This window comes from Microbacterium sp. WCS2018Hpa-23 (assembly GCF_031843845.1).
In the GTDB taxonomy this organism is placed as follows: Bacteria; Actinomycetota; Actinomycetes; order Actinomycetales; family Microbacteriaceae; genus Microbacterium.
This window is the reverse complement of sequence record NZ_JAVTIZ010000011.1, coordinates 45,542-65,617: the sequence shown is the minus strand read 5'-3', so window position 1 is coordinate 65,617 and position 20,076 is coordinate 45,542. Positions and strand designations below refer to the sequence as shown.

The 20,076-nt window shown below is 64.8% G+C and carries 22 protein-coding genes and 1 tRNA gene; 10 read left to right on the top strand and 13 right to left on the bottom strand.

Features of this window, described 5'->3' with window-relative positions; translation table 11 throughout:
- The first annotated feature begins 29 nt into the window (after positions 1 to 29).
- The 4 genes from rph (at position 30) to RQG77_RS17205 (ending at position 2,998) form a co-directional block, all read left to right on the top strand.
- Positions 30 to 764, top strand: a complete 735-nt coding sequence (gene rph, locus RQG77_RS17220; protein WP_056312237.1) for a ribonuclease PH — start codon at positions 30 to 32, stop codon at positions 762 to 764.
- Positions 764 to 1,357, top strand: coding sequence for an RdgB/HAM1 family non-canonical purine NTP pyrophosphatase (rdgB, locus tag RQG77_RS17215; RefSeq protein WP_311245824.1), 594 nt, complete (start codon positions 764 to 766; stop codon positions 1,355 to 1,357). The genes rph and rdgB overlap by 1 nt, the downstream gene beginning before the upstream one ends.
- Before the next feature lie 61 nt (positions 1,358 to 1,418).
- Positions 1,419 to 1,994: a dihydrofolate reductase gene (locus tag RQG77_RS17210; protein WP_311245823.1), complete on the top strand. Its 576-nt coding sequence runs from the start codon at positions 1,419 to 1,421 to the stop codon at positions 1,992 to 1,994.
- Between the two features lie 83 nt (positions 1,995 to 2,077).
- The gene (locus RQG77_RS17205; RefSeq protein ID WP_056312233.1) at positions 2,078 to 2,998 is read left to right on the top strand and encodes a cation diffusion facilitator family transporter; all 921 of its coding nucleotides are present in this window, start codon (positions 2,078 to 2,080) and stop codon (positions 2,996 to 2,998) included.
- 4 nt (positions 2,999 to 3,002) lie between these two features.
- Here the strand turns inward: RQG77_RS17205 and ligD are convergent, their stop codons facing one another.
- Positions 3,003 to 4,985, bottom strand: a complete 1,983-nt coding sequence (ligD, locus tag RQG77_RS17200; protein WP_311245822.1) for a non-homologous end-joining DNA ligase — start codon at positions 4,983 to 4,985, stop codon at positions 3,003 to 3,005.
- 59 nt (positions 4,986 to 5,044) lie between these two features.
- Here ligD and RQG77_RS17195 point away from each other — a divergent pair, with 59 nt between their 5' ends.
- A complete protein-coding gene (locus tag RQG77_RS17195) occupies positions 5,045 to 5,899 on the top strand; it encodes a Ku protein (protein WP_311245821.1) in 855 nt (284 codons plus the stop codon).
- Positions 5,900 to 5,932: 33 nt separating this feature from the next.
- On the opposite strand, the gene RQG77_RS17190 is transcribed toward RQG77_RS17195, so the two are convergent.
- Positions 5,933 to 6,703 carry a VTT domain-containing protein gene (locus RQG77_RS17190; RefSeq protein WP_311245820.1) on the bottom strand — a complete coding sequence of 257 codons (771 nt, stop codon included), beginning with the start codon at positions 6,701 to 6,703 and terminating at the stop codon, positions 5,933 to 5,935.
- Between the two features lie 66 nt (positions 6,704 to 6,769).
- Positions 6,770 to 6,851, bottom strand: a tRNA-Leu gene (locus tag RQG77_RS17185).
- Between the two features lie 68 nt (positions 6,852 to 6,919).
- Here RQG77_RS17185 and RQG77_RS17180 point away from each other — a divergent pair.
- The 3 genes from RQG77_RS17180 to RQG77_RS17170 all read left to right on the top strand — a co-directional run bounded on the left by RQG77_RS17180 (position 6,920) and on the right by RQG77_RS17170 (position 10,126).
- The gene (locus RQG77_RS17180; RefSeq protein ID WP_311245819.1) at positions 6,920 to 7,165 is read left to right on the top strand and encodes a hypothetical protein; all 246 of its coding nucleotides are present in this window, start codon (positions 6,920 to 6,922) and stop codon (positions 7,163 to 7,165) included.
- Between the two features lie 136 nt (positions 7,166 to 7,301).
- Entirely contained in the window at positions 7,302 to 9,176 is a 1,875-nt protein-coding gene (locus RQG77_RS17175) for an N-6 DNA methylase (protein ID WP_311245818.1), read from the top strand.
- Positions 9,173 to 10,126 carry a restriction endonuclease subunit S gene (locus RQG77_RS17170; protein ID WP_311245817.1) on the top strand — a complete coding sequence of 318 codons (954 nt, stop codon included), beginning with the start codon at positions 9,173 to 9,175 and terminating at the stop codon, positions 10,124 to 10,126. The genes RQG77_RS17175 and RQG77_RS17170 overlap by 4 nt, the downstream gene beginning before the upstream one ends.
- Positions 10,127 to 10,154: 28 nt before the next feature.
- Here RQG77_RS17170 and RQG77_RS17165 read toward each other — a convergent pair whose 3' ends face one another.
- From RQG77_RS17165 to RQG77_RS17135, 7 genes are all read right to left on the bottom strand, one after another.
- Positions 10,155 to 10,793, bottom strand: coding sequence for a DUF6998 domain-containing protein (locus tag RQG77_RS17165; RefSeq protein ID WP_311245816.1), 639 nt, complete (start codon positions 10,791 to 10,793; stop codon positions 10,155 to 10,157).
- A gap of 36 nt (positions 10,794 to 10,829) precedes the next feature.
- The gene (locus tag RQG77_RS17160; RefSeq protein WP_311245815.1) at positions 10,830 to 11,051 is read right to left on the bottom strand and encodes a hypothetical protein; all 222 of its coding nucleotides are present in this window, start codon (positions 11,049 to 11,051) and stop codon (positions 10,830 to 10,832) included.
- 14 nt (positions 11,052 to 11,065) lie between these two features.
- Positions 11,066 to 11,374 (bottom strand): recombinase family protein, encoded by a 309-nt coding sequence (locus tag RQG77_RS17155; RefSeq protein WP_311245814.1) that lies wholly within the window; start codon positions 11,372 to 11,374, stop codon positions 11,066 to 11,068.
- 80 nt (positions 11,375 to 11,454) lie between these two features.
- Positions 11,455 to 11,709, bottom strand: a complete 255-nt coding sequence (locus tag RQG77_RS17150; protein ID WP_311245813.1) for a recombinase family protein — start codon at positions 11,707 to 11,709, stop codon at positions 11,455 to 11,457.
- Positions 11,710 to 11,837: 128 nt separating this feature from the next.
- Positions 11,838 to 12,872: a DUF2971 domain-containing protein gene (locus RQG77_RS17145; protein ID WP_311245812.1), complete on the bottom strand. Its 1,035-nt coding sequence runs from the start codon at positions 12,870 to 12,872 to the stop codon at positions 11,838 to 11,840.
- A gap of 853 nt (positions 12,873 to 13,725) precedes the next feature.
- On the bottom strand, positions 13,726 to 14,571 hold the full coding sequence (locus RQG77_RS17140) for a hypothetical protein (protein WP_311245811.1): 846 nt from the start codon (positions 14,569 to 14,571) through the stop codon (positions 13,726 to 13,728).
- A gap of 84 nt (positions 14,572 to 14,655) precedes the next feature.
- Entirely contained in the window at positions 14,656 to 15,291 is a 636-nt protein-coding gene (locus RQG77_RS17135; protein ID WP_311245810.1) for a hypothetical protein, read from the bottom strand.
- Positions 15,292 to 15,524: 233 nt separating this feature from the next.
- Between RQG77_RS17135 and RQG77_RS17130 the strand changes: the two genes are divergently transcribed.
- Positions 15,525 to 15,911 carry a hypothetical protein gene (locus RQG77_RS17130; RefSeq protein WP_311245809.1) on the top strand — a complete coding sequence of 129 codons (387 nt, stop codon included), beginning with the start codon at positions 15,525 to 15,527 and terminating at the stop codon, positions 15,909 to 15,911.
- Between the two features lie 16 nt (positions 15,912 to 15,927).
- Here the strand turns inward: RQG77_RS17130 and RQG77_RS17125 are convergent, their stop codons facing one another.
- Both RQG77_RS17125 and RQG77_RS17120 read right to left on the bottom strand, forming a co-directional pair.
- The gene (locus tag RQG77_RS17125) at positions 15,928 to 16,482 is read right to left on the bottom strand and encodes an NUDIX domain-containing protein (protein ID WP_311245808.1); all 555 of its coding nucleotides are present in this window, start codon (positions 16,480 to 16,482) and stop codon (positions 15,928 to 15,930) included.
- Positions 16,479 to 17,711, bottom strand: a complete 1,233-nt coding sequence (locus RQG77_RS17120; protein WP_311245887.1) for an MFS transporter — start codon at positions 17,709 to 17,711, stop codon at positions 16,479 to 16,481. Before RQG77_RS17120 ends, RQG77_RS17125 begins: the two co-directional genes overlap by 4 nt.
- Positions 17,712 to 17,818: 107 nt before the next feature.
- Here RQG77_RS17120 and prfB point away from each other — a divergent pair, with 107 nt between their 5' ends.
- Complete coding sequence (gene prfB / locus RQG77_RS17115) at positions 17,819 to 18,928, top strand: peptide chain release factor 2 (protein ID WP_311245807.1); 1,110 nt, start codon at positions 17,819 to 17,821, stop codon at positions 18,926 to 18,928.
- Positions 18,929 to 18,935: 7 nt separating this feature from the next.
- On the opposite strand, the gene RQG77_RS17110 is transcribed toward prfB, so the two are convergent.
- Positions 18,936 to 20,072 (bottom strand): DUF2510 domain-containing protein, encoded by a 1,137-nt coding sequence (locus RQG77_RS17110; RefSeq protein WP_311245806.1) that lies wholly within the window; start codon positions 20,070 to 20,072, stop codon positions 18,936 to 18,938.
- Positions 20,073 to 20,076 lie beyond the last annotated feature (4 nt).

The window sequence follows — 20,076 nt, the reverse complement described above, 5'->3', positions numbered from 1 at the left end:
CGATTCTTCCACCCCACCGAAGGAACCCCATGACCAGCATCGTCCGCGCCGACGGCCGCTCCACCGACCAGCTCCGCGAGATCACGATCGAGCGAGGCTGGAGCAGCCATGCCGAGGGATCGGCACTGATCAGCTTCGGCGGCACCAAGGTTCTGTGCACCGCATCGTTCACGAACGGCGTGCCCCGCTGGCTCACCGGCAAGGGCAAGGGCTGGGTCACGGCCGAGTACTCGATGCTTCCTCGCGCGACCAACAGCCGGAATGACCGCGAGAGCGTGAAGGGTCGCATCGGCGGACGCACGCACGAGATCTCGCGCCTGATCGGCCGCGCGCTGCGTGCTGTCGTCGACACCAAGGCACTCGGCGAGAACACGATCGTCATCGACTGCGACGTGCTGCAGGCCGACGGCGGAACGCGCACCGCCGCGATCACCGGTGCCTACGTGGCGCTGGCCGATGCGATCGAGTGGGGCAGGGAGAAGAAGTTCATCGGCAAGAACTCGACACCGCTGCTCGACTCCGTCGCCGCCGTCTCGGTCGGGATCATCGACGGTGAGCCCATGCTCGATCTCGCATATGTCGAGGACGTCCGCGCCGAGACCGACATGAACATCGTCGTGACCGGTCGTGGCCTGTTCGTCGAGGTGCAGGGCACCGCCGAGGGCGCGCCGTTCGACAAGCGAGAGCTCGACGCGCTGCTCGAGCTGGGCGTCGCGGGGTGCGCCGACCTGAAGGACCAGCAGCTGAAGGCGCTCGCGGGCTGATGAAGGTCGTCCTCGCCACGCACAACCCGCACAAGGTCGCGGAGTTCCAGCAGATCGTCGCGGCCACGCGTCCCGATCTCGAGGTCGTCGGATACGACGGCCCGGAGCCGGTCGAGGACGGCGTGACGTTCGCTGCGAACGCGCTCATCAAGGCGCGGGCAGCCTGCCTGCACACGGGACTCGCGGCGCTCGCCGACGACTCCGGCATCTGCGTCGACGTGCTCGGTGGGTCGCCCGGGGTGTTCTCCGCCTACTGGGCGGGACAGAAGAAGGATGCTGTCGCCAATCTCGAGCTGCTGCTCGACCAGCTCCGTGACGTCGCGGATCCGCACCGCGCCGCTCACTTCAACTCGACCATCGCGCTGGTGACGCCCGAGGGCGCCGAGCATGTGGTCGTCGGGAACTGGCCGGGGCGCCTGGCCTCCGAGGCCTCCGGCGGGGGTGGGTTCGGCTACGACCCGATCTTCATCCCGGACGGACAGCCGGAGGGCGCCGAGCGCACCGTGGGGGACTTCACCGCCGACGAGAAGCAGTCGCAGTCGCACCGCGCCCGCGCGTTCGCAGAACTGGTGCCGTTGCTCGCCGACCTCTGACCCGCCGACACGTAACCACTACGCTTGACCTACTTCATGCGTAGTGGTTACTCTGGTCGACATGCGAGAACTCACCTATTACATCGGCGTCACCCTCGACGGCTTCATCGCGGGCCCCGCAGACGAGGTCGACTTCTATCCCGTGACCCCGGCGTTCGCCGAGATGATGGGAACCGAACTCGCCGACATCCAACCCGCATTCGTGCGCGCCGACCGCGGAGGCGTCGACGAGCCGCTGACCCGATTCGACACCGTGCTGATGGGCCGTCGCACCTACGAGCCCGCGCTGCAGGTCGGTATCACCGATCCGTACTCGCAGTTGCGGACCGTCGTCTTCAGCGGCTCGCTCGACGACACGGGCGAACCGAATGTCGAGATCGTCCGCACGGATCCCGTCGCGCGGGTGCGCGAGCTCAAAGCGGAGCCCGGTCTCGGCATCTACCTGGCCGGCGGTGCCGTGCTCGCCGGCGTGCTCCTCGACGAGATCGACCGACTGATCGTGAAGAAGTATCTGGTCATCGCCGGCTCCGGCATCCCTATGACCCGTCACGACTTCGCCCCGGCTCAGTTCGGCCTCGATCAGGTGCGCTCGTTCGACAACGGCTGCGTCGTGCTCGAGTACACCCGACTGCGCTGAGGACGCGGTTACTGAGAATCATCACCATTCCCGACTGCGCGCAGACCCGCCGAACGGCACGATGGCCGGTCTAGCCTGGAGGCATGCACGATCACGCGCCCGCCGCCGGCGGCATCCGCTCCGCGAGTCATCGCCGTCTTCTCGCGATCTCGCTGAGCCTGACCGCGACCATCATGGTCGTGCAGGTCGTGGGTGCGATCCTCACCGGTTCGCTCGCGCTGTTGGCTGATGCGGCACACATGTTCACCGACGCGTCAGCGCTCGTGATCGCGCTGATCGCCGCCGCTGTAGCCGCGCGACCGGCCGACGACCGCCGTACCTTCGGGTATCAGCGCGCCGAGGTGTTCGGGGCGCTGATCAACGCGATCATCCTGATCCTCCTCGCCGGATGGGTCGGCATCGAGGCCGTCGGCCGTCTGATCGACCCGGGCGAGACCGAGGTCGCCGGAGGGCTGATGCTCATCGTCGCGATCGTGGGCCTCGTCGCCAATGCGATCTCGATGTGGCTGCTGAGCCGTGCCCAGCGGACCAGCATCAACGTCCGCGGCGCGTACCTCGAGGTGATGGGCGACCTGATCGGCTCGGCGATGGTGATCATCGCCGCGATCGTGATCGTGACGACGGGATGGATGCCGGCAGACGCGCTCGCGTCGATCATGATCGCCGTGCTGATCATCCCGCGCGCGATCGCGCTGCTGCGTGAGGTCTTCTCCGTGCTCTCCGAATCGGCTCCGGAGGGCACGGCGGTCAGCGACATCCGCCAGCACCTGCTCGACTACGACGGCGTCGTCGGAGTGCACGACGTGCACGTGTGGCAGCTGACCCGCGGTGCTCCGGTGTTCAGCGCGCACGTCAGCGTCGAGCCGGCGCTCCTCGCCGACGGGCGATCCGCGAAGCTGCTGAGCGACCTGCAGTCGTGTCTCGCCCACCACTTCGACGTGGAGCATTCGACCTTCCAGATCGAACCCGCCGAGCAGTCGGACTGCGAACCGCATCACGCGTGACCGGTCAGCTCTCGACCACGACCTCGTCGGGAGATTTGTCGGGTCGTAGGCCCCGCCAGCGGGAGTGGCGGAGGACGCCGTCGGGGGTCCAGTTGGCGAACTCGACCTCGCCGACCAGCTCCGGGTCCACCCACAGCGCGTCCGATGCGTCGAGCGCGGGCACTCCGTCCAAAGCGGCTGATTCGATGCGCAGCGGCGCGAGGCGTGCGAGCAGATCGCGGAGCATCCGGTCGGTGAAGCCGGTGCCGACGCGTCCCACGTACCGCAGCCGTCCGGAGTCCGGGACCGCGAGCAGCAGCGAGCCGAACGTGCCCTCGCGGTCGCCTTTGCCTGGGCGGATGCCGACGATCACGACCTCCTGCATCCGGGTCAGCTTTAGTTTGAGCCAGGCGGGGGAGCGCTGCCCCGCGCGATAGCGGGACGCGGGGTCTTTCACGACCACGCCCTCGAGACCGAACTCGTCGCTCGCGGCCAGCGCGGCGTCCACGTCGTCGAACACCGGCGGCACCTGCATCGGGGCCTCCAGGTCCGAGACCACCTCTTCGAGCAGAGTGCGTCGCTGCGACAGCGGCATCGAGCTGAGGTCGTGCCCGTCGAGGCGCAGCAGGTCGAAGACCATGTAGACGATCGGGGTGCGCACGACCTCGCGTTCGATCTCGCGGGGCCGCGTGAGGTGCATCCGATTCTGCAGCAGCGAGAAGCTCGGCCTGCTGTGCGAGTCGAACGCGACGATCTCTCCGTCGACGATCGCGTCGGCGACTGGGAGGAAGGGGGCGCCGTCCGCGGTGAGCTCGGGGTAGCGGGCGGTGATATCGGTGCCGCTGCGGGCATGCAGCAGCATCCGCCCGTCCGCCCAGGTGCCGATCGCCCGGATGCCGTCCCATTTCACCTCGACCCAGGAGGGCGAGCTGAGCCCGCGGGCGATCGCGGGTGTGCCGTTCTCGGCGAGCATCGGAGATACGGATGCTGGAGACACGGACGCCGGGGCGTCTGCCGCTCCGGAGATCCGCGGGCGGTGTCGCGCAGATTCGGTCGGTTGTGCGGAGGCGGCGTCCTCATCGAATGCTGCGGGGCTCGTCGTCTGCACGTGCGGCGCGTGCTCGGTGCGCAACGGTGCGAGGGGATCGATCCCTGATTCCGCGCGCTCCAGCACGGTCGCGAAGTCGAGATGAGCCAGGTCGGGGTCGTCGAGCTCTTCCCAGGTGCGCGGTGCAGCCACCCAGGGATGTGCTCGGCCGCGCATCGAGTACGGCGAGATGGTCGTCTTCTTGCCGTTGTTCTGGCTCCAGTCGAGAAAGACCTTGCCGCCGCGGGCAGCCTTGGCCATTGTGCTGGTGGCGAGGTCGGGGTGCTCGGTCTCGATGAGCCGAGCGATCTCCTTCACGACCGCGGAGATCTCGTCGCTGGTCTGCTGACCGGGAAGAGCGGCATACAGGTGGATGCCCTTGCTGCCGCTGGTGACGGGAACGGGGTCGAGGCCGATGTCGGTGAGCAGACCACGGGCGATCCGGGCGACCTCTGCACACTGGGCGAGACCGACGCCGGGGCCGGGGTCGAGGTCGAGCACGAGGCGGTCGGGTTTGCCCGGCAGGCCGTCCGATGCGAAGCGCCACTGCGGCACGTGCAGCTCGATCGCGGCGACTTGAGCGAGCCAGACGAGGGTCGGCACGTCGTCGACGAGCGGATACTCCTTCGGGCCGTCCGAGTGGCGGATCTCGTGCCGCGGGATCCAGCTCGGTGCTCCGGGCTCGAGCTGCTTCGTGAAGAAGGAATCAGCGGGATGCTCAGCGGTTCCGACCCCCTCGACCCAGCGCTTGCGGGTGACCGGGCGCCCCTCGAGGAGGGGGAGGATGTGGGGCGCGATCGCCGTGTAATACGCGATGATCTCGCCCTTGGTCGTGCCGGTCTCGGGGTAGACGACCTTGTCGAGGTTGGTGATGCGCAGGCGGCGGCCGTCGATCTGCACGTTCTGCGCCTCGGCAACCATGACGCCCAGCGTAGTCAAGGTACTGGCCTCGACCCGGGCGCCTGGTGTTCACTGGGGGCATGAGAACGATCTGGAAGGGCGCGCTGACCTTCGGTCTCGTGAATGTGCCGGTCAAGGTGTACTCCGCGACGGAGGACCACGACGTGCCGCTGCATCAGGTGCACGAGAAGGACGGTGGCCGCATCCGCTACCAGCGCACGTGCGAGGTGTGCGGCGAGACCGTGGCGTATGCCGACATCGATCGCGCCTACGTCGATGAAGGCCAGACCGTCGTGCTCACCAAAGACGACCTCGCGGCGCTGCCCGCCGAAAAGAGCCGCGAGATCGACGTGGTCGAGTTCGTGCCGTCGGATCAGGTCGATCTGCTGACTCTCGACAAGCCGTACTATCTCGAGCCCGACTCGAAGTCGCCCAAGGCCTACGTGCTGCTGCGCAAGACCCTCGAGCAGACCGATCGCACGGCGATCGTGCGGTTCACGCTGCGCCAGAAGACCCGTCTTGCCGCGCTCCGCGTGCGCGGCAAAGTGCTGGTGCTGCAGACGCTGCTGTGGGCCGACGAGGTGCGCGAGGCGGAGTTCCCGGCGTTGGATGAGGATGTCCGGATCTCGAAGAAGGAGCTCGAGCTCTCGGCATCCCTCGTCGACAGCTACTCGGCCGACTTCGACCCCGAGTCGTTCGTCGACGAGTACCAGAAGGAACTGCGCACCCTGATCGACGCCAAGATCGAGGCGGGTGACACGTTCGACGTGTCGGAGACGTTCGGCGAGGCCGAGGGCGACGCCAAGAGCGGCGAGGTCATCGACCTGATGGAGGCGCTGCGGGCCAGCGTCGCGCGCACCAAGGCCGCGCGGTCGGAGAAGACCGACGAGAAGGCGAGCGCCAAGAAGACCCCGAACAAGAAGAAGGCGGGCTGAGAACTCAGCCCGCCTCCTCTCACTCGTTCGAGGTCAGTGCTTGCCGTCTCCGTCGAAGTCGGGAGCACGGTCGAAGACCTCGGGGTCGAGCGCGAGCTCTTCCGCCTCGGCTGCGTCGGTCTCGCCTTCGCCGGCAGCGGCCTCCTTCTTGGCCTTATGGCGCTCGGAGAAGTAGTGCCAGACGGTGATCAGCGCGGTGCCGCCGACGGCGGCGAGCAGGATCAGGTCGATGTAGCTCTCGACGAACTCTGCGATCGGGGGGATGAAGCCGATCGCGTAGCCGAACATCGTGAGGCCGAAGCCCCAGAGGATCGCGCCGATGAGGTTGTAGAGCGTGTAGCGGCGCCACGGCATGTGGCCGACGCCGGCAGCGACCGGCGCGAACGTGCGGACGATCGGCACGAAGCGGGCCAGGATGACGGTGATGCCGCCGAAGCGCTCGAAGAACGCGTTGGTGCGCTCGACGTTCTTCTTGCTGAAGAGGCCCGATTCCTTGCGTTCGAAGACCGCAGGCCCGCCCTTGTGTCCGATCAGGTAGCCGACTTCACCACCGACGAAAGCGGACAATCCGATGAGCAGAGCGACGATCCAGACGTTGATGCCGAAGACGCCGTGCTCGGAGCCGGCGATCGGGTGCGACAGCAGACCCGAGATCACGAGCAGCGTGTCACCCGGCAGCAGGAAGCCGACCAGCAGGCCGGTCTCGGCGAAGACGATGAAGCACACCACGAGCAGCGCCCAGGGGCCGGCCGAGCCGATGATGGTGGCGGGGTCGAGCCAGGGGATGAGAGCGGCGTGATGCATGGATTTCCCGTCGTAGTGCGCTGTGCGGCGGTCAAGTCGTCGGCCGCACGGCATGCGACTGATCGGTGCGGAAGGTGGGACTTGAACCCACACGCCCTAGGGCACAGGAACCTAAATCCTGCGTGTCTGCCAATTTCACCACTCCCGCGCGGTGAAATCAGTCTACTGACCGGGGGATCCGTCGATGCTGGGGATCCGCCCGCAGGTGCGCCGCGGGTGGTGTTCGACGTCGGCACGGGATCACCGCTGGCTGATGCGCTGGGAGAGATGTCGGGCCGGTTGCAGCTGCCGGGTCTCACCCGCGCCATCGATCAGGTGGTCGCCGCGATCGAGCACGGAGCCCCACTGTCCGGAGTCCTGCACGCACAGGCGGGAGACTCACGCGAAGACGCGAAGCGCGTCCTCATCGAGCAGGCAGGGCGAAAACAGATCCTGATGCTCCTGCCTCGCAAAATCGCGTAAACGTGCTATGAAGCTTTCGAATGCTCGGGCAGGCGACACGCTCGATCTGCTCGGGTGTCCGGGCACGATGCTCGCCTACGGCAGGATGGAGTTTCCGACCATGGGAGAGCAATGACCGACGCCGCTGGGTACCGCGATGGCTAACGAACGGATCACGGAAGACCTCGTCGAGGCTCGCATGCGCGACCTCGGTTACTACGACGATCCCGACGCCATTGTCGTCGAGAAACAGCAGTCGGTAGTTCAGGACATCCGCAAGGGTCTCTCGAAGGCCTCGAAGACTGGCAAGGGCAAGGCGGCTGGTTACCCGGAGTTCATAATCACCGATCCTGGCACGCCGGACATGGTGGTGTTGATCGAGTGCAAAGCGGACATCAAGCACCACCAGTCCGCGAATCGTGATCAGCCGAGAGACTTCGCGGTCGATGGAGTCATCCACTACGCGAGGCACCTCTCGCCGGTGTACACGGTGATCTCGATTGCGGTGTCGGGGACGCCCCAATCAAACGAGTGGTCGTTCTTTGTAACTCCTAAGGGGTCGTCGCAGGAACACAATCTCGTCTCGCCTACTGGCGCTGCGATCACCTCGATGGTCGGGCTTGGCGACCTGTTCGCCGCAGCGTCGTTCGACCCGCGGGTTCAGCGCCAACGAGAGCGGGACCTCATCGCGTTCTCCATGGAGATGCACGAGTTCATGCGCGACGAAGCCGAGCTTGAAGAGAAGGAAAAGCCGCTCGCTGTAGCTGGAACGCTAATCGCGCTCAACGACCTGATTTTCGCCAAGACGTACGACTCATACCCGGCGACAGAGCTACCCGAATTCTGGATCCAGTCCATCAAGCGAGTTATCCGGGAGGCCAAACTGCCGGTCGCCAAACTCGAGAATATGACTCAGCCGTTTACCGGCATCCAAGTGCATCCCGAGCTGCGCAAGCCGACGAAGGGGTATCCGAAGGGCCTGCTGAACGAGATCGTCACGATGCTTGCCGACAAGGTGATGCCCTTCCTGACGATTTATCACGACTTCGACGTCGTGGGTGCGTTCTACGGCGAATTCCTCAAATACACCGGCGGGGACGGCAAGGGTCTCGGCATCGTTCTGACGCCTCGACATGTCACGGAACTCTTCGGTCTGATTGCGAATGTCAGCAAGGACGACAAGGTACTCGACATCTGTGCCGGTACCGGCGGATTCCTTATTTCATCTATGGTGCAGATGATCAAGACGGCGACGACAGAGACCGAAGTCGACGACATCAAGAGGCACCGGTTGATTGGCGTCGAACAGAATCCGAGCATGTATGCTCTGGGCGCGTCGAACATGATCTTGCGCGGCGACGGTAAGGCGAATCTCTACCAGGGATCGTGCTTCGATACCGCCATTGCCAAGGGTGTGAAGGCGCACAAGGCCAACATCGGAATGGTCAACCCGCCTTACGCGAAGTCGAAGGAGGACCTCCACGAATTACGGTTCGTTGAGCAGATGCTCGACTGCTTGGAGCCTGGCGGAACGGGCATTGCTATCGTCCCGGTGTCTTGCGCAACAGCACCGAGCATCCACAAGAAGAATCTGCTGAAAAAGCATACGCTCGAAGCCGTCATGTCCATGCCTCCGGAAGCGTTCTATCCCGTCGGCGTCATCACCTGCATCATGGTGTTCAAAGCGCACGAGGCGCACGCGAGGTCGAACCGGAAGACGTGGTTCGGCTATTGGCGAGAGGACACCTTCGTCAAGGTCAAGAACCTCGGACGTGTGGACAAGAATGGAACTTGGCCGGACGTTCGCGACCGATGGGTCGAGCTCTATCGTAACCGTGAGGTCCACGCCGGAGAGTCGGTCATGCAGCGCGTAGATGCTGACGATGAGTGGGTTGCCGAAGCCTACTTGGAGACGGATTATTCGCAACTCGGTGCATCGGATTTCCAGCGGGTGTTGTTCGACTACGCCCTGTTTTCACTCAGCAACTCTGTGGCTGACCCACTCGAAGCGGTGTCAGGAAACGACGAATGACCACGCTGGCTGAAGTGTTCGACGTCGAGTACGGCAACAAGCTCGATATGAACAAGATGGTCGCTGTGCCACGCTCGCACGGAGTGGCGTTTGTTGGGCGCATTGGTGGACTAAACGGTAGGTCTGGTGTCGCCGGGTTTGTGAAGCGACTCCCAGGCGTCGAGCCGTACCCTGCGGGATCGCTCACAGTAGCCCTGGGAGGTTCGCGCTTGCTATCGACATACGTCCAGCAGACACCCTTCTACACGGGTCAGAACGTTGCGGTTCTCCGCCCGAAGCGACCGACGATGACGCTGAACCAACGCCTCTACTACTCGATGTGCATTCGAGCGAACGCGTTTCGCTACAGTGCCTTTGGTCGCGAGGCTAACCGGACCCTGGGAACCCTGCTCGTTCCGGACGATATCCCGGGGTGGGTTGAGCAAGCGAAGATTCCCAGCTTGTCACTGGAAGATGTATCCGATGTGGGCGTAGTCACAGGTGTGTACAGCGGTTCCCATGACGAGCTCGTGCCCATCTCGGAGTTGTTCGAGGTTGGCGGGGGCCACGCTCTCACTCTGAGCAAGTTGACCCCAGCCTTTGCGCCAGACGGAGTCAACTTCGTCAGCAGAAAGACGAAGGACAACGGAATCGCCGGGCGAGTGATGCCCCCGAGCGGCGTCACGCCAGCGCAAGCAGGCACGCTGTCGGTTGCGCTCGGTGCGACGCCACTTGCAACCTTCTTTCATGACGAGCCCTACGTGACAGGTTTCCACGTCGCGGTACTCACGCCGAAGACCGCGATGTCGACCGGAGAGCTGCTGTGGTGGAAGCTAGCAATCGAGGCGAACAAGTATCGGTACTCATACGGGCGGCAGGCCAATCGAACATTGACCTCCCTACTTGTTCCGGCGGCGCCACCGGCATTCGTGGCGGAGGTGCTGGCAAGACGCGCACTGGCTCCGTCCTGAATTGACACGACAGCCATGATCTTGCGCCCTAGTTGCGGTTCAGTCCGTGAGGGACTCGGCTGTCCAGCGCCAACTTATAGTGCCCTTCCGCATCATTGACCTCAGCGGTTGGTGTTGAAGGGTCGAATACGCGCAGGCGAGAGTGGGTGCCGTCGATGCGTGCGTATGCTGACCGCATCTCAGCGGTCACGTCAGCGCCCAGTGTGCGCACCTGCGTCAGGCTCGGCTGGCGTCCAGCTACATGCGGCACGAAGCGCACGTGCTCCTCGATCCGGTCAGCCTCAACCTCGAACGCCTCCGTGATCTCAACCTCGGTGTCGAATACCAGGAACACCGCCGTGTGGTAGCCCGCGCTCCGGAACGGGCTGAAGCGTGCCCCGGCTCCGGCCGAACGGTTGGCCATAGCCTTGACCTGGAGTCGGTGCCCGGATGCCGTCGTGATGTCGTGCGATTTGGTTGAGTTGGGTTCCAGTACTCCGCCACGCGCCAGCCATACGACATGCTCTGCGATGTCTCCCAGCGGCTTGTTGTTGGTCCGCACCAGCTTGCGTCGCCGAAGCTCCTTCACGACGCTGGCTTCTAGTAGAAGCAGATGCTTCACCGACAGCCGGGTGACGTAGGGCAGCACACCGGCGGGCTCGGTGTCGTGGTCGATGAGCTTGCTCATGGGTGCTCCTAGGTCGATCAGTGCTCGCGAGGCGATCTAGAGGTACTGCCTCAGCCAATCAGGCATGCTCGAGTCGTCGATCGCCCAGGAGCCCTCCGGCGTCTCGCCATGCTGCCAAGTGCTCTCGTCGCCATCAAAGAACTTGAAGCGATTGCACTTGTACTTGACAACGGTGTCGCCTTCGCGCCGGTACTCGTTCCAGTAGTAGTTCTGCTTTCCGTAGCCGTTCCACTCTTGGGTCGTGTAGATCGTCGTCATGCGTCAGAGTGTAGTCATGCCCCAACAAGACGCTTGTGCGTCTTGCAGACGGCATTCTCAGTCCATTTTGTGCCGGTCGCCGTGACAAGGCCTTCGGCGTTGAGCGGCTCGGCCGTGGCCGCGAGGGTGCGCGTAGCTCTGAGGGTCAGGAGCCGTGCGCCGGTAGCCTCCGCCAGTGCCGACACTCGGCTCATATGCCGACCCTGACGCTTTGCGGCTTGCATGTCGGCAGACGTGCGCTCACCGATCACACGGCGCTCCCACTGCGCAACTAACATCATTACATTGGCGACCAGCTCGCCGGTGGGTGTGGAGGTGTCCACGCCAAGGTCGATAGCGACGAGTGCTCATTTCCGGGCGCGGGCGAGATCTAGCACGCTTGCGAAGTCCACGACGCTACGGTTCAGACGGTCGAGCTTGGCGACCACGATGCCGTCCACGTCACGACGTTCGGCGAGGCGTTGAGCCGGTCGAGCGCGGCCTGCATCTGAGGGCGGGCAAGCGACTTGGCACTCAGGCCCGCACCCTCGAACCAGATCACGTCCCAGCCATGCGCGTCGGCGTAACGCTGGATGGTGTCGCGCTGCGCCTCCAGCACGAGTCCGCTGTTCGCTTGTTCTTCGGTGGACGCGCGCAGGTAGCCAACCATGGCCGTCATAAGGTGTTTCTTCCTGAAGGTGGCCCTTCGAGCAAACGCCCACTCGCCTGATGGCGGCGTCCACGCTGGACAGCCGTTGATGGTTACGGCTTCTGCCGACAGATGAGCATTTCGTGCGGAACTGATGTCTAGAAAGCAATCGGGATGGATGACCGGTCGATGGAAACGTTTGTGTAGCCGCGGCGAGCGAGCAAAGACTCCGCCACGCGCAGGCCGCGCTCGTCACTAGCAGGTCCGTAGCGTACCGCCACAATCGGAAGTGCGGTGGAGTCGCTTGCGAACCACCGGTGCGATTCGCTCGCCTTAGCAATGGGAACGTACGGGATGAGCCGCCCTTCGCTAGCGCGATACTCTTCGATGTCTCCTACGTATGCCTTGCTGCACAGCAGTCGGACTTCCCGTTCATCAACGAACGCAGGATGCTTCATCAGTGCGGCAGCGTGCAGCAAGTAGCTCCGTGTAGATACAACATGTGAGGGCCACTCGTCCGTTCGCTTTTCCCAGTCCTCCGGACCGGGTGTGCTTTGGATCGTGTCCTGTAGCACAGCCGTTGCCAGCGCGTACTGCGAGGCTAGGTCATATCTGACAGCGTTCCACGCGGGCACTACGAAGAGTTGGGAGGGCGGACTGGTCGGATCAAACACGAGGTGAAAGCCTGCCTCGTTTGGTGCGGTCTCTGGCGGCGTTTCGAGCGGGTTCAGCGAACCAGGAAGTAGAGGCGCGAGGGAGGACTCAGCATCAATTCCAATTGCGAACCCGTCAGCGCCGCCGTAACTTCGCCATTGGCTAAGAAGGTCACCGTCGAGGCTAGCCGAGACTGAAAAGAGGCCCTCTGCGGCGAAGTCATCGAAAGCAAAGTCGAGCGCGTACTCGGTGTAGCGCCTGCAAGCGTCGGGGAGACCTTCTTTGTTCGCTGCGGCCCACACATCTCTGATCAGACGTTCGCCATAGCTGACTTCAGAAGCGTCGTTGAGGGCGAGTGACGCTGTTGCCCACAACTGGCCCGAGTTTAGGATTCCGAGGAGCCCAGCTGCATCGGTGTAGTGCCACACCGTGCCTTGTGCCCTTTCCGGGTCGAAGTGCATGCGCACGAAATCGTGATGTTCTGGATGAGCCTCGCCTGGGTGGAGGAGGACTTCGGCGTCGAGAACAGGGAGGTCCATTGGTCGATGCTATCGATTCGGAACCGTCGCCACCGAAAAACCCTGGTTCGTGACCGGGGGTCTTTCGGTGCTGGGAACCCAATCCCAGCATTGGTGAGGAGGATAGTGCCGGAAAACCCCTCACCAACCATCTCGCGGATCAGTCGAGCGGCATCGCGTAGGTGATCTGCTTCGACAGGTTATACGCGCGCGTGAGCGATCGATAGCCTCCCTTTGCTCCTTCGACTGCGACGGTGTGAAGCCGCCGGCGGCAAGGCGCTTCTCCGCGAAGGCTAGGTCGCCCTGTGCTGGTCCGAGCAGCACCAGCAGATCCGCAGACCGCATCAACAGATCAAGTCGACCGCCTCGGTTTTCGGAGTAATCAGGAGCGAACCCGGCGACTTCCTGTTCAGGCGTTCGGATAAGACGATTGCCGCGCGACCAGCGGTATGCGAACGGGGCAACCGTGCCTCGAGGTGTCGCAGTCGCCGAGACGACGCGCGCGATCGGCAGGTATGCGACCATCAGAAAAGGCGTTGACGATAGCCAAGATCGCGATGATCGTCCCCGCGTCGGTGCTGGTGGTGACGCGATCAGGCGTAAGTGGATCGCTCGCTAGGCGTTGGAGCGCGCTGAACAGCACTGACGAGAGCGACAGCCAAGTGATGAGCAACCATGCGGCCCACACCTGCCCATATCTTCTTGCCGATCGGGCGGCTTGCTTGCTGAGCCGCTTCGCGAGTAACTGCGCTTCGAGCGCGAGGGCCAACGCGGCTACGGGGATGACCTAAGCGACGACGCTCCAAAATGCAACGTCCTGATTCGTCAACGTGATCTCACGCACGCGGTAGTGATGCTTGAAGACTCGGCCATGTCAGAACGGTGTTTCTTCGGCGGACGACCACACGTCTGGACGTGTCGGCCGTATCCGGAAGTCGTCGAAGCGCCAAACATGGGCTTCGTCGTACCACCCCAGCCGAAGCGAGACTCCCTGGGTCGCGCCCTTCCCGACGACAGTCCCTTCAAAATCACCTTGAGCAAGGCCAGAAAGGTCGTCCCAGAAGGCCGCGTCGGCAAAGGTGAAACCCCCACGAAGCGCCTCGACCCGCACGTTGTACGCAACGCTCCCAGGTACTAGGTTTCTGAACCCGTACTTGACGCGGCCAAGGTCGTTGACTGCACCGAAATTAACGAAGGACCAACGAGGCTCTGGGCCGGGCAGTCCGGCTCTCGGCGAAGCCTTCGCGTCGGCCACATCACGCTCGCTTGCTTCGAGCCGCGCTTCAAGACTGCGCAACGAAGTCTTCTGCTCCAAGTTGGCCAACGACAGCTTCGCGTTCTCCTGCTGTAGCCCGATGATCTGGTTCCTGGCCAGCTCCGCCGCCGCGTCCTTCTCAATGGAGATCAGGCGCGTCGCGTCCTCAACGACGCGATCGACGTGGGCCTTGCGGCTGGCTTGACTCGTAACGCGGAGCCCGCTGAGCCAACGCCATGGACGCCGCCAGATCACTTCACGAAGCCGTTGCCGAACGAACGACAATCCCAAGAACACGACGACCGCGATGCCCGCGAAGGTCAGCAAGATCCAGACCCAGGGTAGAGAGGTCGCGTTGTTGATGATCCACGTCACGACCGCACTTACGACAGCGGTGACTACTCCGTTAACGACAACGATCCCTGCCGTGGACTGCACCCACGGAGTCCGGTTGTCGATCGTCATGGTCCGAGATTATCGCGATGTGCCGACACCTCATTGGCAACGCCAGGCGCGTGCAAAATCGCGCACCGGCTCCCCAGACCGAAGTTAGTAGACGATCGCGGCTCCACGCGGCTCCTTCGGCAGTTGGGTTTGGCCCGTCCACTTGTCACCGTTCTCGTCAAACCAGGTCAGATCGAAGGTGACGCCAAACCGGCGGCCTGCCGAAGTGGGGCTACCAAACATGGTGTGCATCCCATCGGGGAAGTCACCGCGAATGAAGGTCTTGTCCTCGAACGTGAACTCGCTCGATTCCGCCCGGATCTGAACGTCTCGCACGACGCCGCACGCTTCGGCATTTGCGATCCAGAACTGGATGCTCTCCTTGCCCAGCACGGCGGCGATCCAGTGCGGTGAGTGCTTTCGTGCCTCGAAGCGCTGCGCCTCGACCTCTGCCAGCGCCTCATCGCGCCCTGCGTTCCGGGCGGAGTCGAGAGTGCGAGCCGTGGTGAACGGTCGCCAATGCCTGATCGAGCCCCAGACACCGTGCCTCCAGGGCGTGTAGATGACCGTTGCGATGACTGCGGCTCCAAGGAGGAACCCGAGGTACCACCAGAACGGCGCTTTCGCTTCTGCGAGCGTTGACCCGATCCACCCACCAACAACGCCCAGCAACGTCACGACGCTTCCAGCCACCACCTGACCGGTCATGCTCCCGGGGTGATCCTTTGCTTCTTCGCTCACACCCGAAGGGTAGCGTCACGTCGCGCTAGTAGGCGTCCTAGGCGCGTTCGCGCACTCTCAGGCGCTTGTACGAACCTGACTTCTTGAACTCCATCGGGACCGCGATGCGGTCGATGTTCCCGACTCGGGCTCGACGAGGCCGCATCGATCGCCGTGGAGGGGTCAACAGTGCAGAAGGTCTCGCGTCTGTGGGGGTCGGGGTGAGTCGAGGCGTTCGTCACGACGAGGGGAGCGTGCTGCTCCTGACCCTGGGGTACGCGCTTCTCGCGCTCGCTCTTATCTTCGTGAGCGTCTGCGCTACCGACCTGTACATCGCCCAGAAGCGGCTCGATGCCCTCGCCGACGTAGCGGCGCTCGCCGGAGCGGACGGCTTCACGCTGGTGGTCGAGGGAGACATGGTGCCGGCCAACCTCACCGATGACGGGGTGCGAGAACGGGCCGTGGCGCTGCTGGCGGAGATGCCGGGCGGCGCGTCGCTCGTATCAGCGACGGCGCCCGACGAGCTCTCGGCGCGAGTGAGCATCATCGCCGCCGACTGGCATCCGCCCCTCGTGTCTCTTTTCGTACCTGAGGGAGTGCGATTGGAGGCGACGGGCACGAGCCGCACCGCACTGCGGTGAGGCCGCGGGAATGAGCTCAGCCCGCCACGCGATCACGAAGGAGGCGCACTCGCTCCTCGAACCCCTGGGGAACCTGCGCCGGCAACGCATCGATCGGCCACCATCGCACATCCTCGGACTCGTCGCTCACAACGAGCGCGGCGTCTTCCGAGACGACGACGGCGACCCCGATGTCGAGATGCGAGGAACAACGGCCGAAAGCGGACGAGAGCCCGTGATGGTCGAGGTCGTACACGAGAGACTCGGCCAGACCCGACACGACGACACCGGTCTCCTCCCGCAGTTCGCGCAGCGCGGCATCCGCGATCGACGCATCGACGGTCTCGAGATGCCCGCCGGGCTGGACCCAGAACTGGCCCTTGGTATGGAACACGAGCAGCGTGCGGGTGAGTGTCTGGTCGAACACGAGTGCTGACGCCGTGGCGTGGTCGGGGCCGTCGTCGCGGGACACGGGGCCATGCTCGTCGGGAAAGAAAGTCGCGAAGTCGGCCCGCGCCGCCCGCTCGTGGTCGGAGGCCGCCGCGGCCCCGAGGACCAGACGACGTACATCTGCGGCGAGATCAGCGCTCACGACGGTTCCTCTTTCGTGCGGGGAACGAACCGGGGGATCCACCGGATGAAGCCTCCGGCGCCCACCAGGCCGATCACCCCCATGGCCGCGGCCGCTATCGGCAGGGACGCGATCGCGATGATCCCCGACACCATCAGGGGAGCGATGGCCCCACCGGCATCCGTCAACGTGCGCCACGAGCCGAGGAACGCGGCGGGTTCGGTCTTCGGAGCGACGTCGGCCCCGAGCGTCAGCAGGATGCCGCTCGACAGGCCGTTGCCGACGCCGAGCACCGCGGCGAACATGCCGAACCACAGCACCGCGGCATCGAGGTCATGGGTGAACGACATCGCGAGGAACCCCGCGCCCATGAGGACCATCGCCGGCATCGCCGCCCAGAGGCGACCGAACCGGTCCATCACCTGCCCGCTCGCGTAGAACAGGGCGAAGTCGATCGCCCCCGAGATTCCGACGACGAGGGCGATGGTCGACGCATCGAGGCCGAGCGAGAGACCCCACAGCGGGAGCACGACCTGCCGCGCCGATCGCACCGCCGAGAGTGACGCGGCGGCGAGGCCGAGGCGGCCGAGCACGGCGCGCTGCTGCCACATCGTGCGGAAGATGCCCGTACGACCGACGGTCGGGATCGAACCGGTGACCGGCTCGCCCGAGTCCTCAGACAGGGGAGCGGTGCGCACCGGGGTGGTCGGTGCGATCGTCTTCTCGGGATCCGGACCGAACAGCACCAGCAGCACCATGACGACGAGGCAGCCGAGGAAGAACCAGATCGCCGCGGTCTCTGACCCGAACAGTTGCAGGAGGCCCGCGGCGACGAACGGGCCGATGAAGATCCCGAGACGGAAGCTGCCGCCCAGCAGCGAGAGCGCGCGGGCGCGGAACGCGATCGGCACCCTCGTCGTCATGAAGGCGTGACGGGCGAGACCGAAGGCAGCGGCGCAGAAGCCGAGGAGGAAGACGGATGCCGCGAGCACGCCCAGCGACGGAGCGAAGACCATGCCGACACCCGCGCCGATTGCGATCACTCCCGCGATGACCATCGTGAACCGCTCGCCGATGCGTGACACGGCCCAGCCGGCGGGTAGGTTTCCGCACAGCTGACCCACCACCAGCGCGGAGGCGACGAGTGCGGCGAACGCCACATCCGCCCCCATGCGCGCCGCGATCACGGGGATCAGCGGGATGACCGCGCCTTCGCCGAGCGAGAAGAGGACGGTGGGGAGGTACACCATCGGCCCGAATCGTCTCAGGACCGTTGATGCGCTGCTCACTCGTTTCACGCTACTCCCGTTCGAACCCGTCCCCGCCCGCACAGGCAGCACGTTAGGCTGGACGCGACATGCTCGAACTCGATCTCTCCGCCGACATCCAGGCCCTGCGACTCACCTACGGTGACATTCGCGAGGTCATCGACGTCGATACGCTCCGTTCCGACATCGCACGTCTCAGCGAGGAAGCCGGCGTGCCGGACCTCTGGGACGACCCCGAGCGCGCCCAGAAGGTGACCAGCGCGTTGAGCCACCGCCAGTCGGCGCTCGCGAGGGTCGAGGGCATCGGCTCGCGACTCGACGATCTCGAGGTTCTGGTCGGGCTCGCGAACGAGATGGGCGATGAGGAATCGGCTGTCGAGGCGCGCGCCGAACTCAACGCTCTCACCGAGATCATCAACCAGCTCGAGGTCCAGACGCTGATGGACGGCGAGTACGACGAGCGCTCGGCCATCATCACGATCCGCTCGGGTGCCGGTGGCGACGACGCCACCGACTTCGCCGAGATGCTCATGCGCATGTACCTGCGGTGGGCCGAGCGTCACAAGTACCCCGTCAAGGTTCTCGACACCTCGTACGCCGAGGGCGCCGGCATCAAGTCGGCGACGTTCGAGATCGACGCGCCGTACGCGTTCGGCACCGTCTCGGTCGAGGCCGGCACTCACCGTCTGGCCCGCATCAGCCCGTTCGGCTCTGCCGACAAGCGGCAGACCTCGTTCGCCGCGGTCGAGGTCATCCCGCTCATGGAGGAGGCGACCGAGGTCGACATCCCCGAGAGCGACATCCGAGTCGACGTGTTCCGTTCGTCCGGCCCGGGTGGCCAGTCGGTCAACACCACCGACTCCGCCGTGCGCCTGACGCACCTCCCGACCGGCATCGTCGTCTCGATGCAGAACGAGAAGTCGCAGATCCAGAACCGTGCGGCAGCCATGCGCGTGCTGCAGACCCGCCTCCTGCTGCTCCAGAAGGAGGAGGAAGCCGCGAAGAAGAAGGAACTCGCCGGCAACATCACGGCGAGCTGGGGCGACCAGATGCGCTCGTACTTCCTCTACGGTCAGCAGCTCGTCAAGGATCTGCGCACCGGACACGAGTCGGGCAACCCCGCTGCCGTGTTCGATGGCGATCTCGACGGGTTCATCTCGGCGGGCATCCGCTGGCGCAAGCGCAAAGACGAGGACTGAGCTCGTCTCAGCGGGCGGCGCCTTCGAACGTTCCCGTGACCTCTTCGTAGTCGAACACGATGCACTGGATGGCGCGGTCGTTCATGCGCTTCCATGACGTCTCGGTGGGCACGAACCAGTAGTTGTCGAGCTCGGAGTCCGCATACGGGATGCCGATGAACTCCTCGAAGGCGGCGTCGCAGCGCTCGGTGGCGAGGGTCTGCAGCTCGGCGTCGCCGGGGAAGTCGCCGTCCGGCGCATCGAAGATGAAGTAGACCTCGTCGGTGTGCGGCTGATCGCACGGCACGACGGGAAGGTCGTAGACCTCGTCCTCCCACTCGACCAGGGGGAGGCAGTGCCCGACCTCGAGGTCGTTGATGTAGACCCTCTCGGCACCCTCCGCCGCCGACTCGTCGGGCTCTCCGCCGTCGGACGACGAGGAGCCGGGCGATGACGTCGGTACTGTCGCGCCGGGCGCGGCCACGCTCAGCGACAGGAGCATCACCGCGATCGCGACGATGCTCCCGAGAACGCTCACGGCGATGCCGACGATTCCCGGCCACTTCGTCCCACGGCGGAACACCGACACCAGCGAGACGACGAAACCGAGTCCCAACAGCACCCAGCCTGCGAGCGCGATCGACGGGAAGCAGGAGAGGACGAATCCGATCGCCGCGACGCCGAGACCGATGATGCCGAGAACGGAGACTTTCGGCTTCGCCGGCGGGGGAGTGGGCGCCCCGAAGGGAGCACCCAGACCCTGCGCGGGGTAGGCCGTGTCCTGCTGGCCGTACATCGGTGCCTGGCCCCAGACGGGCGCACCTGCAGCGGGCCCGGGGTGCGCATCCGCCGAGTTCGCCGTCTGCAGAACGTACGGTGGCTCGAACGTCGCGGACTCGGTCGCGGGGGACGCCAGGCTGTCTACGACCGGATCCACGCCCGCCGTCGACTGCCCGGAGGAGTCGACAGCGGGCGCAGCGATGCCTTCAGCGGCTGTGTCCTGTGGTGCTACCTGCTGCTGTGGGGATTCCGGCTGCTGCGTGATGGTAGATGCTGGCGCGGCGGTCGGAGCCTGCGCCGTTACGGTGTGCTCCGTCCACGCGACTCCGTCCCACCAGCGCTGCCGGCCTGAACCGTCGTCGTACCACCCCGCCGGGGTCGACATGACT

Coding starts and splice junctions, on each gene's coding strand:
- RQG77_RS17190 (WP_311245820.1), bottom strand. CDS start 6,703: ATGCATCACGCCGCTCTCATCCCCTGGCTCGACCCCGCCACCATCATC.
- RQG77_RS17145 (WP_311245812.1), bottom strand. CDS start 12,872: ATGGACCTCCCTGTTCTCGACGCCGAAGTCCTCCTCCACCCAGGCGAG.
- RQG77_RS17205 (WP_056312233.1), top strand. CDS start 2,078: ATGCACGATCACGCGCCCGCCGCCGGCGGCATCCGCTCCGCGAGTCAT.
- RQG77_RS17110 (WP_311245806.1), bottom strand. CDS start 20,072: ATGTCGACCCCGGCGGGGTGGTACGACGACGGTTCAGGCCGGCAGCGC.
- ligD (WP_311245822.1), bottom strand. CDS start 4,985: ATGGTTGCCGAGGCGCAGAACGTGCAGATCGACGGCCGCCGCCTGCGC.
- prfB (WP_311245807.1), top strand. CDS start 17,819: ATGCTCGAACTCGATCTCTCCGCCGACATCCAGGCCCTGCGACTCACC.
- rph (WP_056312237.1), top strand. CDS start 30: ATGACCAGCATCGTCCGCGCCGACGGCCGCTCCACCGACCAGCTCCGC.
- RQG77_RS17165 (WP_311245816.1), bottom strand. CDS start 10,793: ATGAGCAAGCTCATCGACCACGACACCGAGCCCGCCGGTGTGCTGCCC.
- RQG77_RS17150 (WP_311245813.1), bottom strand. CDS start 11,709: ATGACGGCCATGGTTGGCTACCTGCGCGCGTCCACCGAAGAACAAGCG.
- RQG77_RS17170 (WP_311245817.1), top strand. CDS start 9,173: ATGACCACGCTGGCTGAAGTGTTCGACGTCGAGTACGGCAACAAGCTC.
- RQG77_RS17140 (WP_311245811.1), bottom strand. CDS start 14,571: ATGACGATCGACAACCGGACTCCGTGGGTGCAGTCCACGGCAGGGATC.
- RQG77_RS17195 (WP_311245821.1), top strand. CDS start 5,045: ATGAGAACGATCTGGAAGGGCGCGCTGACCTTCGGTCTCGTGAATGTG.
- RQG77_RS17120 (WP_311245887.1), bottom strand. CDS start 17,711: ATGGTGTACCTCCCCACCGTCCTCTTCTCGCTCGGCGAAGGCGCGGTC.
- rdgB (WP_311245824.1), top strand. CDS start 764: ATGAAGGTCGTCCTCGCCACGCACAACCCGCACAAGGTCGCGGAGTTC.
- RQG77_RS17210 (WP_311245823.1), top strand. CDS start 1,419: ATGCGAGAACTCACCTATTACATCGGCGTCACCCTCGACGGCTTCATC.
- RQG77_RS17160 (WP_311245815.1), bottom strand. CDS start 11,051: ATGACGACGATCTACACGACCCAAGAGTGGAACGGCTACGGAAAGCAG.
- RQG77_RS17175 (WP_311245818.1), top strand. CDS start 7,302: ATGGCTAACGAACGGATCACGGAAGACCTCGTCGAGGCTCGCATGCGC.